Annotated in this window: 14 protein-coding genes and 1 pseudogene; 11 read left to right on the top strand and 4 right to left on the bottom strand. The window is 43.8% G+C overall.

The features are described from left to right. Positions 1 to 45: 45 nt before the first annotated feature. Positions 46 to 530, bottom strand: a pseudogene (locus tag RRG12_RS36520) (DUF4079 domain-containing protein). A 292-nt stretch (positions 531 to 822) separates the two neighbouring features. Here RRG12_RS36520 and RRG12_RS36515 point away from each other — a divergent pair. The 11 genes from RRG12_RS36515 (at position 823) to RRG12_RS36465 (ending at position 7,728) form a co-directional block, all read left to right on the top strand. Then, complete coding sequence (locus RRG12_RS36515; RefSeq protein ID WP_420760400.1) at positions 823 to 1,044, top strand: YgaP family membrane protein; 222 nt, start codon at positions 823 to 825, stop codon at positions 1,042 to 1,044. 42 nt (positions 1,045 to 1,086) lie between these two features. Beyond that, positions 1,087 to 1,623, top strand: coding sequence for a cytochrome b6-f complex iron-sulfur subunit (petC, locus tag RRG12_RS36510; protein ID WP_420760401.1), 537 nt, complete (start codon positions 1,087 to 1,089; stop codon positions 1,621 to 1,623). Between the two features lie 12 nt (positions 1,624 to 1,635). Then, positions 1,636 to 2,313, top strand: a complete 678-nt coding sequence (locus RRG12_RS36505) for a DsbA family oxidoreductase (RefSeq protein ID WP_420760402.1) — start codon at positions 1,636 to 1,638, stop codon at positions 2,311 to 2,313. Positions 2,314 to 2,512: 199 nt separating this feature from the next. Next, positions 2,513 to 3,175, top strand: a complete 663-nt coding sequence (locus RRG12_RS36500) for a GIN domain-containing protein (protein ID WP_420760403.1) — start codon at positions 2,513 to 2,515, stop codon at positions 3,173 to 3,175. Between the two features lie 87 nt (positions 3,176 to 3,262). Next, the gene (locus RRG12_RS36495; RefSeq protein ID WP_420760404.1) at positions 3,263 to 3,505 is read left to right on the top strand and encodes a thioredoxin family protein; all 243 of its coding nucleotides are present in this window, start codon (positions 3,263 to 3,265) and stop codon (positions 3,503 to 3,505) included. A 160-nt stretch (positions 3,506 to 3,665) separates the two neighbouring features. Continuing rightward, positions 3,666 to 3,833: a hypothetical protein gene (locus tag RRG12_RS36490; RefSeq protein WP_229557312.1), complete on the top strand. Its 168-nt coding sequence runs from the start codon at positions 3,666 to 3,668 to the stop codon at positions 3,831 to 3,833. Positions 3,834 to 3,900: 67 nt separating this feature from the next. Then, positions 3,901 to 5,175 (top strand): TPM domain-containing protein, encoded by a 1,275-nt coding sequence (locus tag RRG12_RS36485; protein WP_420760405.1) that lies wholly within the window; start codon positions 3,901 to 3,903, stop codon positions 5,173 to 5,175. Between the two features lie 8 nt (positions 5,176 to 5,183). Further along, positions 5,184 to 5,963 (top strand): LemA family protein, encoded by a 780-nt coding sequence (locus tag RRG12_RS36480; RefSeq protein ID WP_420760406.1) that lies wholly within the window; start codon positions 5,184 to 5,186, stop codon positions 5,961 to 5,963. A gap of 272 nt (positions 5,964 to 6,235) precedes the next feature. Next, positions 6,236 to 6,607, top strand: coding sequence for a permease (locus RRG12_RS36475; RefSeq protein ID WP_420760407.1), 372 nt, complete (start codon positions 6,236 to 6,238; stop codon positions 6,605 to 6,607). A 71-nt stretch (positions 6,608 to 6,678) separates the two neighbouring features. Continuing rightward, positions 6,679 to 7,152 carry a rhodanese-like domain-containing protein gene (locus RRG12_RS36470; protein WP_420760408.1) on the top strand — a complete coding sequence of 158 codons (474 nt, stop codon included), beginning with the start codon at positions 6,679 to 6,681 and terminating at the stop codon, positions 7,150 to 7,152. A gap of 54 nt (positions 7,153 to 7,206) precedes the next feature. Next, positions 7,207 to 7,728: a DUF3122 domain-containing protein gene (locus RRG12_RS36465; RefSeq protein WP_420760409.1), complete on the top strand. Its 522-nt coding sequence runs from the start codon at positions 7,207 to 7,209 to the stop codon at positions 7,726 to 7,728. 77 nt (positions 7,729 to 7,805) lie between these two features. On the opposite strand, the gene RRG12_RS36460 is transcribed toward RRG12_RS36465, so the two are convergent. Genes RRG12_RS36460 through RRG12_RS36450 form a run of 3 tightly spaced genes read right to left on the bottom strand, consistent with a single transcriptional unit; the run spans position 7,806 to position 11,307 of the window. Continuing rightward, the gene (locus tag RRG12_RS36460) at positions 7,806 to 8,498 is read right to left on the bottom strand and encodes an ABC transporter ATP-binding protein (protein ID WP_420760410.1); all 693 of its coding nucleotides are present in this window, start codon (positions 8,496 to 8,498) and stop codon (positions 7,806 to 7,808) included. Positions 8,499 to 8,503: 5 nt separating this feature from the next. Continuing rightward, a complete protein-coding gene (locus RRG12_RS36455) occupies positions 8,504 to 9,799 on the bottom strand; it encodes an ABC transporter permease (protein WP_420760411.1) in 1,296 nt (431 codons plus the stop codon). Between the two features lie 14 nt (positions 9,800 to 9,813). After that, positions 9,814 to 11,307: an efflux RND transporter periplasmic adaptor subunit gene (locus RRG12_RS36450; RefSeq protein ID WP_420760412.1), complete on the bottom strand. Its 1,494-nt coding sequence runs from the start codon at positions 11,305 to 11,307 to the stop codon at positions 9,814 to 9,816. Positions 11,308 to 12,210: the final 903 nt, after the last annotated feature.

The raw sequence follows: 12,210 nt of genomic DNA, 5'->3' as shown, positions 1-12,210 counted from the left end.
ATCGGATGCCGACATAAATCGTTGGTTCCGTAGGATAAATACTACTTACGCTGCACTATTCATCATCATTTGGGTAACAATCTTTTGCACAATTTGCACCCCTGTCACAGCTTGCCAGCCAAACAATCCCAGCAGAGTGAGGTTCAGCGAAATGTGGATGCTGCGAACCCAGTCATGCTTCTGCATAAAGGGAACCAACGCAGCAGAAGTGGAAATCAACCCCACCATCCCTAAGCCAGCAAACAGATGAGGGCCAATCACAATCTTGCCACTGTTGAGGTAGGTGACAGTAATTCCCCGATCGCACCCATTACCATCAGCGCCAGGAGGATAGAGCCAATTTGGTGATGCCGGATGGTGAACCGACCTTTGACCAATTCTTTCTTGATATCTCCGTCTGCCAGCCTCGTCCGTCGAACTTGCACACCCAAGTACATGGCATAGAGCGCAACGACCAGCAAGATCCACATAGTAACAGGGTGAAAAAAGCTGAGATAAGGCTTGAGAGCCGCTAAACTTTCCGAACTCATAATAGGTATTTCCAAATTAGCTATAGAGAATTAATCACAAAAAAAGTATGGCATCCTGTTGTTTGAAATCATGTTTGAATACTGGATAAACTGTATGAATTGTACTAGAAACATATAAATGCTGATATTAAAAACTCCCAGCTATTTAGGGGTTATAATTAAAGAGAAGATAAGAAAAAAATTGCAATCCCTTGAGAGTTGCTTCTCGCATAATTGCACCAAGGGTTTTCTAAGGGTTTCGCAGCCCATTCAAGATTTTCCCAAGGGTTTTGTAGCCCATTCAATATTGGAGATGACAGTTCTGAAAACGAATGTTGGTTCGTTAGATCGCCTGATCCGTCTGTTGTTGGCTTCGGCGTTGTTTTATCTAGGACTTTTCCCTTACAGCAGTACAGGATTGGGTATTGGTCTTATCGTTGCAGGTAGCGTATTGCTGGTGACAGCTTTAGTAGGATTTTGCGGTCTTTATAGCCTCCTGGGAATTCATACCAGCCATACCAACGAGCAACTTTAACTTTAAAGGGATTCACTCATCAACTTTATAAGGAGATCCATAATGGATACTAGTATTCCAATCGAAAGTCCATCCCTATCAAGACGGCAACTACTCAACTTTATTACCGGAGCAACTGTTGCTGCTACAGCTGGTGCTGCGCTCTATCCTGCTGGCAAATTCTTTATTGCTCCAGGCGAAAAAACGGGAGCAGGGGGTGCTATTCTTGCTAAAGATATTCTAGGGAAACAAATCCCCGCCTCGCAAATTCTGGCTGAACCGCCCCAAAGCCGCGCCCTGGTTGCAGGTTTGGCAGGAGAACCCACTTATCTGATTGTCAAAGAAGATCGCACCCTGGATCATATTGGGCTTGTCGATAACTGCACTCACCTCGGTTGTACCTTCCCCTGGAACGCCCTAGATCAGCAGTTTCAATGTCCCTGTCATGGTTCCCGTTATGCCCCAGATGGGGCGGTGGTGCGTGGCCCGGCTCCTCTACCGCTCAAGATTGTCCAGGTTGCAGTGATCGATAACAGCATTTTAATCTCGCCGTGGACGGAAACTGATCCTCGCACTGGAAAGAAACCCTGGTGGGTCTAAGGATGAAGTGATATGGAACCGATTCGTATTTTTTACTTTTCCGATGTTCTCTGCGTTTGGGCTTATATTGCTCAGATTCGTTTGGATGAGTTGAAAACAACCTTTGAAGACAAAATTGCGATCGCACAGCACTTTGTCCCCGTCTTTGGTGTTGCTCGTGAAAAACTGGAAAACCGATGGCGCGATCGCGGTGGTTTGCAAGGATACAGCAATCATGTCCAAGAGGTTGTGAAAAAGTTCGATCACATCACCGTTCATCCTGATATTTGGACTCACGTTACACCATTTTCATCGACATCTTGTCATTTGTTTCTCCATGCAATTCAACTACTAGAAACAAAGGATTTAGTAGAGCGAAATCAACAGGTATTTGAAAAAGCAACCTGGGCATTTCGGGAGGCGTTTTTTACTCAACTGGCAAACGTTTCTGACCGCAAGGTGCAATTTCAAATTGCGGAGGAGTTAAGACTGCCGATCGCAGCTATCCAAGCTCAGATCGATAGTGGTGAGGCTTATGCCAAGCTATCCCAGGATTTTGAATTAGTCAAAGAGCATACAGTTACAGTCAGCCCCACCCTGATTTTTAATGAAGGACGGCAGAGACTCAATGGCAATGTGGGCTATCGGGTTATCGAAGCCAATATTCGGGAGTTACTGCACAATCCTTCGGGAGAACAATCTTGGTGTTAGGGATATTGCGTTACAGCAGATTGCGCTCTAATCGAGTACACGTAGAGACGTAGTACTGCTACGCCTCTACAAGGTTTTGGGTTTTATATATGTACTTCATTTACCTGAAATCTGCTGTAATTGAAAGCTGCGATCGCAATCAAAATGCACCCATGAAAAAACCACTTTTATTTGATAAACGCTTATAGCGTTCAAAACAATGAGATCGAAGCTATACGGCTTGGTTGTGTGTTTAACAGCTTTGAGCCTGTTCACAGGCTGCTCTCTAAATTTGGGTGGGCTTAGAGGCTCTGGAATAGTTAAGACCGAATCTAGAGAAGTAGGTCGATTCTCATCCATTTCTAGTAAATCCGTAGGTAAAATCACGATACAGCAGACGGGAAAAGAATCCCTAACGATCACCGCAGATGACAACATTCTGCCGTTGCTAGAAAGTCGTGTAGCTGACAATGTTCTGTATCTCACCATCATGAAAGATACCAATATGAATCCCACCAAGCCCATTCAGTTCGTTGTGGAGGTGAAGAGCCTAGAGAGCTTGAATATAGATGGTGTTGGTAGTGTTGAGGTAAAGGATATCCAAGGTAAACAGTTGTCGATTTCCCTTGATGGGGTGGGTAGCATGACAATCGCCGGAAGTGTTGATGTGCTGGAACTCAATCTTTCCGGGGTGGGAAGTTTCCAAGGTGAGAATTTCAAGACTAAGCAGGCTACGGTTCGCAATAGCGGCGTGGGGAGTGCTGTGGTTAATGTCACTCAGCAGTTAGATGCAACTGTATCCGGCGTGGGTTCAATAGAGTATATTGGCTCTCCTCAAGTTCGGGAATCTGGGCGGGGCGTGGGGTCAGTTAAGAAACGGTAGCGATAAGCCAGAGGCTTTACGCTGCGCGTATCGCTTGGATTCAGTAGAGAGAGAACTGAATTAGAGAATACAAAAAGGAGTTATGTCATGAATGCTATCAAGATTGAAATTTTGGGTACAGGCTGCAAAAAGTGCCAACAGCTAGAAGCAAATGCTAAAGAAGCTGTAACTAATCTCAATTTAACTGCTGAAGTTTCACATATTACCGACCCAATCGAAATTGCTAAACGAGGTGTGATGTCTACTCCCGCCATGATAATCAATGGCAAAGTTGTCAGCAAAGGTCAAGTAATCAGTCCCGAACAAATTCAGCCCTTATTGCAGCGTTAAACAGGCAAAGTTATGTTCGAGCTTTTTTATCCGTTTGATTGGTTGGCAACTCAGATTGTCACCCAATTGGGCTTGTCGATTTCATCGCATTTAGGATCGAGTCTGCACTTCTTTCTTTACGATGTGCCAAAAGTCTTAACATTAAAGATGATTAAGAAAAATGATTAAGCCTAAAAATTTGTATCGCGGACACTCAATGGAAAAAGTTGGTCACGGTAAAAGAGCGGTATTTAAAACAACTATCAACGAAAAAGAATGGTCTGCCGTGACTGAATTAAACGTAAAAACAGCAATTGATGCTTGGATTGATGAAGGAATAGAGCCGTAGTTTAGATATGAATAGCTATTTTATTCGCTCACACAATTCTTACAAGAGAAAGTCACAATAGAAACTGATGGCAATCAAAGTAAGCTTCAAACCATTTTGGCTGAAAGTGAAAGTAATAAAATTTAATCTACTCAAGCCAAAACGTATTTTTTGGGTCAGTGTCTTTTCCTGCGTGTTCTTGCTTTTTCCTATTTCTGGCTTGGCTGTAACCGTACAAGAAGTTCCAAATCCCCGCAAAGAGTATGGTGGTTGGGTAACTGATATGGCAGGAATTCTCAACGACGAGACAGAAGCCCAAATCAATCAGATGGTTTCTGAATTGGAGGCAAAAAAAGGAATGGAAATGGCAGTAGTAACCGTGCCAGAAACAAGTTCTGCTGCATCACCGAAAACATTTGCCAGCGAATTGTTTAATTTTTGGGGAATCGGTAAGAAAAGACAAGGTAATGGTGTACTAGTTTTGATCTCTGTAGGTGATCGGCGTGTAGAAATTGAAACGGGTTATGGTGTAGAAGCGATTTTACCTGATGCCAAAGTAGGAAATATTATCGATACTCAAATCATTCCCCACTTCAAAAAAGGAGATTTTGCAGGCGGTACACTGGCAGGAACCAAAGCATTAATAGTAGTTCTCAAGTCGGATCAACCATCATCTGGAAGTCAGGTAACACCACCAGACACTCAAACAACCCCAAATAACACAGGTGGCGGGATTGTATGGGGAGTTTTAGCTGGAGGTGGAATAATAACACTGGCAGCAGGAAGTGCTGTTTACCTAACTCGTCCTCGTAAAATCTTCATTGCACCAGAAGGGCGCACTCGTAAGAGTGAAGGCAACTACACTTTTTTGTGTGCTAATTGTCAAAAGCCAATGAAACAAGTAGACGATTCTACAGTCCAATCCTATCTGAACAAACCAGAAATAACAGCACAAAAACTAGGTAGTATTAAGTTTCAGGGTTGGAGATGTCTTAGTTGCACTCACAAAACAACTGGTAATGGGTTCCATATTGTTGCCCAACAGTCCCATTCCTCCAGATTTCGCCAGTGCCCTCAATGTAATGAATTGACTCTCACTCATGACGAGAAAACTGTTCAATCACCTACACGAGCTAGTAATGGAAAACGACTAATTACTGATGAGTGCCACAATTGTTCTTACCATAATCAGCGAGAGGAAATAATTCCTCGTTTGCCTCCACCACCACCTCCCAGCAGTTCTTGGGGTAGCGGTGGCGGCGGTGCTGGTGGTAGCTTCGGTGGCGGCAGTAGCAGTGGTGGTAGCGGTGGTAGCTTCGGTGGTGGCAGTAGCGGTGGCGGCGGTGCTGGTGGTAGTTGGTAAATAATTTTATGAGCAGTCAAGATAAAAGAATTCCCGAAGATTTTGCCCCAGAAGTGCTGGAGCTAGCCTCGCGCTATTATGCCAATCACACTCAAAGTTATTCAGCTTCGGAGTTGGTAGTCGCAGGTAAAGAAGTTGATATTCCTGCTGAATTTATTCAGCAAGCCATTCTGGATGTACAAGCAAGGCATAAGCAACAACAACAGCAACAACAGCAATTAGCCTATCGGTATCAAAGACTACTAATGGTTGTCACTGGCGTAATAGCTGCACTGAGTGTCTGGAGTGCCTGGACTTACAACTCCATCCAAAATAGTAACTCCAGAGTAAAAGCAGCTTGGGCACAAGTCGAAAATCAACTCCAACGACGTGCTGATTTGATCCCTAACCTTGTGAATGTCACCCAAGCTTATGCCAAACAGGAAAAAGAGTTAGTTTCTTTATTAATCCGATCACGCCAAGCTTATTTGCAAGCAACGACTCCCGATCAAAAGGGTGCTGCAACAGTGCAAGTTAATCAAGCAATTGACCGTTTCCGTGATTATGCCAGCGTCAATCCCCAATTACAATCAAGCCAACTATTTACCAATCTTCAATACGAACTTACGGGTACTGAAAATCGTTTAGCTGTAGAGAGAATGCGTTATAATCAAGCAGTGCAAGCTTATAATCAAAAAATTCAAAGTTTTCCTAACTTCTTAGTTTCTAATACTCTTGGGTTTGAGAAGAAAGAATTTTTCCAAGCTACAAATACTGGTATTCCCAAAATTGAAATTTTTGGGGAATGAAAAGTAATAATAACCTAGCGTGGCAAAACTTACTAGAGAAGAGAGGAAATCCTGTAATCTTGACCTTGTAGCGAAATAATGGTGCAAAAACTTGGCATGAAATTGTTTAAAACCAGAGGCAACATCGTTTGAAGTACTCGATTGTGTTCAAAAAAAATGCCCCTCGTGCGGTCAAGCAATGCCTCTAGAAGGGGAAGACAACCTAGAACCAGTGGCGTTAACCTGGGGACAAAGAAAGATTTAAGCAAGGAAGATTCCAATCCAGCGAAATTGTGCGATCGGTTTGGCTTTATGTGGTGATCGGAATTGCGATCGGTGCAGGGATTCATGGTTATGTGCCGACAGATTTTATTACCCAATATGCAGGTGCGAATAATCCTTTTGCAGTGCCGATCGCAGTAATTTTAGGTGTTCCACTCTATGCGAATATTGCGGGTGTAATGCCAATTACTGAAGCTTTAGTAAATAAAGGAATGCCTATGGGTACAGTTTTAGCTTTCACAATGGCGGTAACAGCATTATCTCTTCCTGAAATGGTGATTCTCAAAAAAGTGCTACGACTCCAATTATTAGCCGTATTTGTCGGGTTAATGACCGTTGGCATTATCAGCATCGGCTACATATTCAACGCCATAATTAATTGACTTCCTCTCTTACAATTGCAAAATATATGATATTTAAGAAATCAATTCAGACCATATTGCTGGGATTTGCTATGTGTTTTTGCCTCTTGATTGGTGTTGGGCAAAACCCGATCCTAGCAGCAACTCTCACGGAGGCTGAATCGATATCTCAAGAAAGGATGCAAACTCTGCCTGAATCCCGCAATCTAGAATCGGGAGTCGATCGCTTTCTCACGTCGATTCCAGTAGGCTATTACACGATCGCCAGTGTCGAAGAATTGAAAAGCCTGTTAAAGAAGTCTCAACCCATGTTAGTAGATGTGCGAGAAGTCTCTGAGTATCGGTCTGGACATATACCTAACGCAATTAACATTCCCCTAAGAACCCTGTCGCACAATCTGAATCAAATTCCACGCACTCGCCCCGTGGTGTTGTACTGTTCTTCCGGTTATCGCTCGGCAATGGGAGTAATGACACTGCACCTATTAGGCTATGAGAATGTGCAAGGTTTCCCACCTAGCTTTGTCGGTTGGAAAAACGCAAAAGAGGCGATCGCGTCCAGGTAATGCACAAAAATAATTACTCCGTTCCCGAATTTTAACTTGGTGAGGACTTTTGTCATGAAATCTATCTGCTTCAACGGTTTTAAAATTCGCCGCCTGCTGGCTGCTTTAATCTGCGTTTCACTGCTTGTCTGGAGTCCATTACCCGCTTTTGCTGCTGTAGCGCAAATTGAAGAATCTCCAGGGCAAATGCTCTACCAATCTCGGCAAAACCTGCGAGATCAGACTGGAAAATCCTGGCAGGCGATCGCCTTCAAGCGCATCCATCCCGATGGTAGTGCTATTATCTCCCTGCGACTAGTGGGCTTTCCTGGTGCGATGGAATTAGATCACACTCAACCTCTCACGCTGACAACATCTTTGGGACAAACTCTGATCGCCAAGGATGTTTCTAGCGAAATTTCTCAGGACACACCACCCCTAGCAAATGTTGGAGAATATGACATTCAGGCTATCCTACCGCAGTTGCGGTCAGAAATTCCTCTTGAGTTAACTTTGCCGATGGTAACTGGTTCAGGGATCAAGTTACAAATCCCATCCACAGCGATCCAAGAGTGGCAAACAATTTCTGTTCGTTGACAACTGTTACAAATGCTTCGTGTGTAACAGTTAGTCAAAACCAAAGTCTACTCGCTGTTGCCTCAATGTTCCAAGCTTTAACCCAAAGCCGCAATCGCTCTCTCAACAATCACCCCATCCTGCATCTGAATTACCCGCTTTGTCTGAGCTGCTACGGTTGCATCATGGGTGACAATCGCGATCGTAGTTCCTTGTTGATTTAATTCCGTCAGCAAATTCATAATTTCGTGAGAAGTTTTAGAATCTAAAGCCCCCGTTGGTTCATCCGCCAACACTAAGGCAGGATGATTCACCAGTGCGCGAGCAATCGCCACTCGCTGTTGCTGTCCTCCTGAAAGTTGGCTAGGGCGGTTTGTTAAGCGATCGCCCAACCCAATCTTTTCTAGGGCTACAGTCGCGGATTGTATTCGTTCTGATCGGGATACATCTGCATAAATCATCGGTAGCATGACATTTTCTAGTGCCGTCAACCGAGGCAACAAATTGAATTGTTGAAACACGAAACCAATATATTGATTGCGGATATCTGCAAGTTCATCGTCATCCAGAGTCGTCAAATCTCTACCGTCTAAGATATATTGTCCACTCGTAGGATGATCCAGACATCCGATGATGTTCATCAGTGTTGATTTCCCTGAACCCGAAGCCCCCATAATCGCCACATATTCCCCATCTTCAATCGATAAATCAATTTCCTTCAGAACGGGGACATCCAATTCTCCCAAGTGATAGGTTTTCGTGATGCCCTCCATTAAAATCATGTTTGCCATAGTGATTACTCATTGTGTAGTGCTGAAATCGGATCTAATTTGGCAGCATTACGCGCTGGGATGCCACCTGCTAGAATGCCAACGATGAAAGAAAGGCTAAACCCTGCCCCAATTGACCACAAAGGCACAATAAACGGAAATTTGAACGCAGTTGCAGCAGCAAAGGCGAACCCAATGCCCAATCCCACGCCAATCACACCGCCAACTGTGGAGATGACGATCGCTTCAGTCAAAAACTGCCTTAAAATATCTGTGCCGGTTGCACCTACAGCTTTGCGAATGCCGATTTCTCGCGTTCGTTCCATCACCGAAACTAACATGATGTTGGCAATTCCAATGCCGCCGACAATCAGAGAAATACCTGCGATCGCACCCACCATCAAGGTAAATGAACCCATCACGCTGCTGAAAGTGCTGATAATATCAACTAGATTGGTAATCCGAAAATCATCGACGGCTGACGGATGAATGCCATGCCGTAGACGCAGAATATTTGTCACCTGAAATTGAGCCGAGTTCAGTTGATCGCCATCAAGCGCTTCTAACCAGAATCCATTAATTGCGACACCCGTTAAGGCGTTATTACCCACAATTTGGGCAGACATATTGGTTAAGGGGATATAAATCACATCGTCAAGATCCTGTCCACCCGCCGTTCCCTTGGATTCTGCTACCCCTACCACGGTGTAGCGCTTGCCCCGAATCCGTAAATCAGCCCCAATCACGGATTCATTTGTGTTAAATAATTCATCGCGCACAGTGGAACCAAGAAATGCCACAGGGCGGCCAGCATCCAAATCTCCTTGACTAAAAAAGAGTCCCGTTTGGGGATGAATGTTTTTGATAGTTGGGTAGTTCAAATCCGTTCCTACAAGGGTGGTGGCAATATTAGTATTGCCTCTGACGATCTGAATTGAATTGCGTTGTAAGAATGCCGAAACCGATTTAGCGGCTGGAACTTGTTTAGCGATCGCCTTAGCATCTTCCCACGTCAGTGTACTGGCTGAACCTGCTCCTAGACTGATGCCGCCTGTTCTGGCTGCCCCCGCCGTGACTACCATCACGTTTGTTCCCAAGGCTTGGATTTGTAACTCCGTTGACTTCTGCACACCCTGTCCAACGGCGGTAATCGTAATTACCGAGGAGATGCCAATAATCACCCCCAACATGGTCAAACCTGTCCGTAGTTTGTTGCCCAAAAGCGTTTCGACTGACATGATCAGGACTTCACCGAAAGAGATTTTGCCCTTTCGTGGACGGCGTGGACGATTCGTTGTTTGTAAATTAGAACGTTTTTTCATTATGAGAAAAAGACTTATCTGCCATTAGGTGTAGAAACCTTACGAGTTCCAGGTGGAAAGCTGAGTAAGACGTGTTCGTTTCCAGTTAAGCCAGACTTTACCTCGGTTTTGTCATTCACCGTTGTCCCAACTACAATCGGCACGAAGACTGAATCGCCTTTGTCCTTGGCCACAAATACGCCCTGAGAATTATTTTGTTGAACGATCGCCCCAGTCGGCACCACCAGCACATTTTTTAACTCTCCGGCTTTAAAGTCCACAGTTACATTCATCCCCGATCGCAGCAGATGTTGAGGATCTGGGACTGATGTCTTCACTTGAAAGCTAGTCACGTTTTGCACAACATCTGACTGCGTGGCAATTTGCGTTACCTGTCCAGTAAAAGTTTTCCCAGGATAAGCATCTGCCTGAATCGTCGCAACTAGACCGATGCGAATTTGGGCAATGTTCGCTTCTGCAACCTGGGCAACAATCTGATTCGTGGATGCAAGAGCCAAGATGGAAGACGATGAAGCAGAAGAAACCGAACTACCTGCGGTGGTAGGCGTGACAAATGAGCCAGGATCGGCAAATTTCCGGGCGACAATCCCACTAAAGGGGGCGCGGATTACCATATCATTGATATTTGTCTGGATAATTTGCACTGCTCCTTCAGCCGCCGCGACTTGGGCGCGGGCTTGCTGAATGTCTTCCGGTCGTGATCCTGCTTGAGAGAGTGATAGAGCCTCCTGTTTCTGTTTGAGGAGTGCCTCGGCTTGAGTAATCTCTTCTGGCCGAGTTCCCGATCGCATCAATGAAGCAGCTGCTTGTGTTTGGTTAACTTGAGTCTGGGCGCGATCGCGGCTAGTACGGAAGGTATTCAGACTTTGGAGAGCGATCGCACCTGAGTTATAAAGTTCTTGATTTCTTTTAAGATCATCGTTAGCTTGACGCAGGGCATATTGAGCATCCCTTAACTGTGCTTGGGCTTGGGCAACTTCTTGGAGTCGATTTCCATTGAGTAATTTTTGGAGATTTGCGTCTTGTTCAGCCAGTTGTGCCTTTGCTGTGGCGATATCTTGAGTTCGATTCCCATTCAGTAATTTTTGCACATTTGCCTCAGCCGCAGCGAGATTTCCCTGAGCCTGCCGTAATTGCCCCTGAAGATTCGAGGCATCCATGTAAGCAAGTACCTGTCCAAGTTGTACAGAATCGCCTTCTTTAACTAGCAATTTTTTCAGAATCCCTGACGTTTTGGGACTCACATTTACTGAACGTTCAGGTTCAACAGTCCCATTGGCAGAAACTGTGATGGGCAGATTGCTCCGCTTGACTAAAGCCGTTTGCACCTTATTCTTTGCTTGTTGTTGAGGCACCACAACAAGTTGGTTATAAGCAAGATAGCTAATATTAATTATGGGTATCAATATCAGTAAAGCAAGTAGCCATTTATTTGCTTTTAGCTTACTCAGTCCATTTGGTTTTAGTTCTTTAGGCTTTAGTTCCTTCGGTTTTAGGGCAATGGTCATATGTAATACCTCTAATTTCAGAATGCAATAATTGATTAAGGTGTATAAAAACTGTCTATATGATTTGAAGATTTTGGAAAATTATCAGAAAGAATTCAGGTGTCAGGTGGTCACTGAGCGTAGTCGTACCACTTCCCTACGGGACGCTACGCGAACGTGGAAGCAAGCTACGCGTAGCGTCTCCGACAGGAGAAGTGAACCAGAATGGACTACGCCCCGCTGCGCTAACAGAATTGAATTATGTTTGATTATGCATTTTGCATTTTCCTTCAAGATTTCCTCTATTTTTATTAGTAATTAGAGATTTATTAAATAGAGGACTCTTAAATTATGACAAACTGATGTTTGATTTATAGGGTTATTTGGTTGATTACAAAAATCTCACCTTTTCATCTTGGTTATTGATAACGATCAAGGAATTACTATAGAAAAATTCAAAAATACGGTAGCATTCGCTCACCAGAGTCTATACGCATTAATTTATCAGCTTTAGTTGGGGCATTTTTGCGAAATAGATAAGTATATATTTACCAAAAAGCCTGATTTGAATTACTATTCCTCAAGGAGTATACTTACACTCGCTTGTGAAAAAAAATCAGTTAGAATACGTTCTGAGCGTAGTTTAAGATGGTGGCAATAATAGTACAATATCATTGTCTGAACCTAGTACTGAAAGTCTTGCTAAAAGCAGTAAAAAAGAATCAATTGTAATAGAAAATAGCTATTGAAAAGGGGTTATATAGTGTATGAATTGTATGAATTCCACTAAAACGTTCCAAAGGTAGAGGTTATGTTGGTTAAAATTTGTAAACATTAAACGTGCGGCTAAATAAACTCAAACTGAGATTCAATCTTAACTTGATAATAATATAGCCAAGATTTCCGAAATTCAACATACTAGAG

The organism is Nostoc sp. CALU 546, from assembly GCF_048836525.1.
Note: the sequence above shows the minus strand (reverse complement) of the source record. Positions and strands in the feature narration are given on the sequence as shown.

Excerpts from the sequence above, each read along its gene's own strand:
- petC (WP_420760401.1), top strand. The coding sequence starts at position 1,087 with ATGGATACTAGTATTCCAATCGAAAGTCCATCCCTATCAAGACGGCAA.
- RRG12_RS36450 (WP_420760412.1), bottom strand. The coding sequence starts at position 11,307 with ATGACCATTGCCCTAAAACCGAAGGAACTAAAGCCTAAAGAACTAAAA.
- RRG12_RS36515 (WP_420760400.1), top strand. The coding sequence starts at position 823 with ATGACAGTTCTGAAAACGAATGTTGGTTCGTTAGATCGCCTGATCCGT.
- RRG12_RS36485 (WP_420760405.1), top strand. The coding sequence starts at position 3,901 with ATGGCAATCAAAGTAAGCTTCAAACCATTTTGGCTGAAAGTGAAAGTA.
- RRG12_RS36465 (WP_420760409.1), top strand. The coding sequence starts at position 7,207 with ATGAAATCTATCTGCTTCAACGGTTTTAAAATTCGCCGCCTGCTGGCT.
- RRG12_RS36490 (WP_229557312.1), top strand. The coding sequence starts at position 3,666 with ATGATTAAGCCTAAAAATTTGTATCGCGGACACTCAATGGAAAAAGTT.
- RRG12_RS36505 (WP_420760402.1), top strand. The coding sequence starts at position 1,636 with ATGGAACCGATTCGTATTTTTTACTTTTCCGATGTTCTCTGCGTTTGG.
- RRG12_RS36495 (WP_420760404.1), top strand. The coding sequence starts at position 3,263 with ATGAATGCTATCAAGATTGAAATTTTGGGTACAGGCTGCAAAAAGTGC.
- RRG12_RS36500 (WP_420760403.1), top strand. The coding sequence starts at position 2,513 with ATGAGATCGAAGCTATACGGCTTGGTTGTGTGTTTAACAGCTTTGAGC.
- RRG12_RS36480 (WP_420760406.1), top strand. The coding sequence starts at position 5,184 with ATGAGCAGTCAAGATAAAAGAATTCCCGAAGATTTTGCCCCAGAAGTG.
- RRG12_RS36455 (WP_420760411.1), bottom strand. The coding sequence starts at position 9,799 with ATGAAAAAACGTTCTAATTTACAAACAACGAATCGTCCACGCCGTCCA.
- RRG12_RS36460 (WP_420760410.1), bottom strand. The coding sequence starts at position 8,498 with ATGGCAAACATGATTTTAATGGAGGGCATCACGAAAACCTATCACTTG.
- RRG12_RS36470 (WP_420760408.1), top strand. The coding sequence starts at position 6,679 with ATGTGTTTTTGCCTCTTGATTGGTGTTGGGCAAAACCCGATCCTAGCA.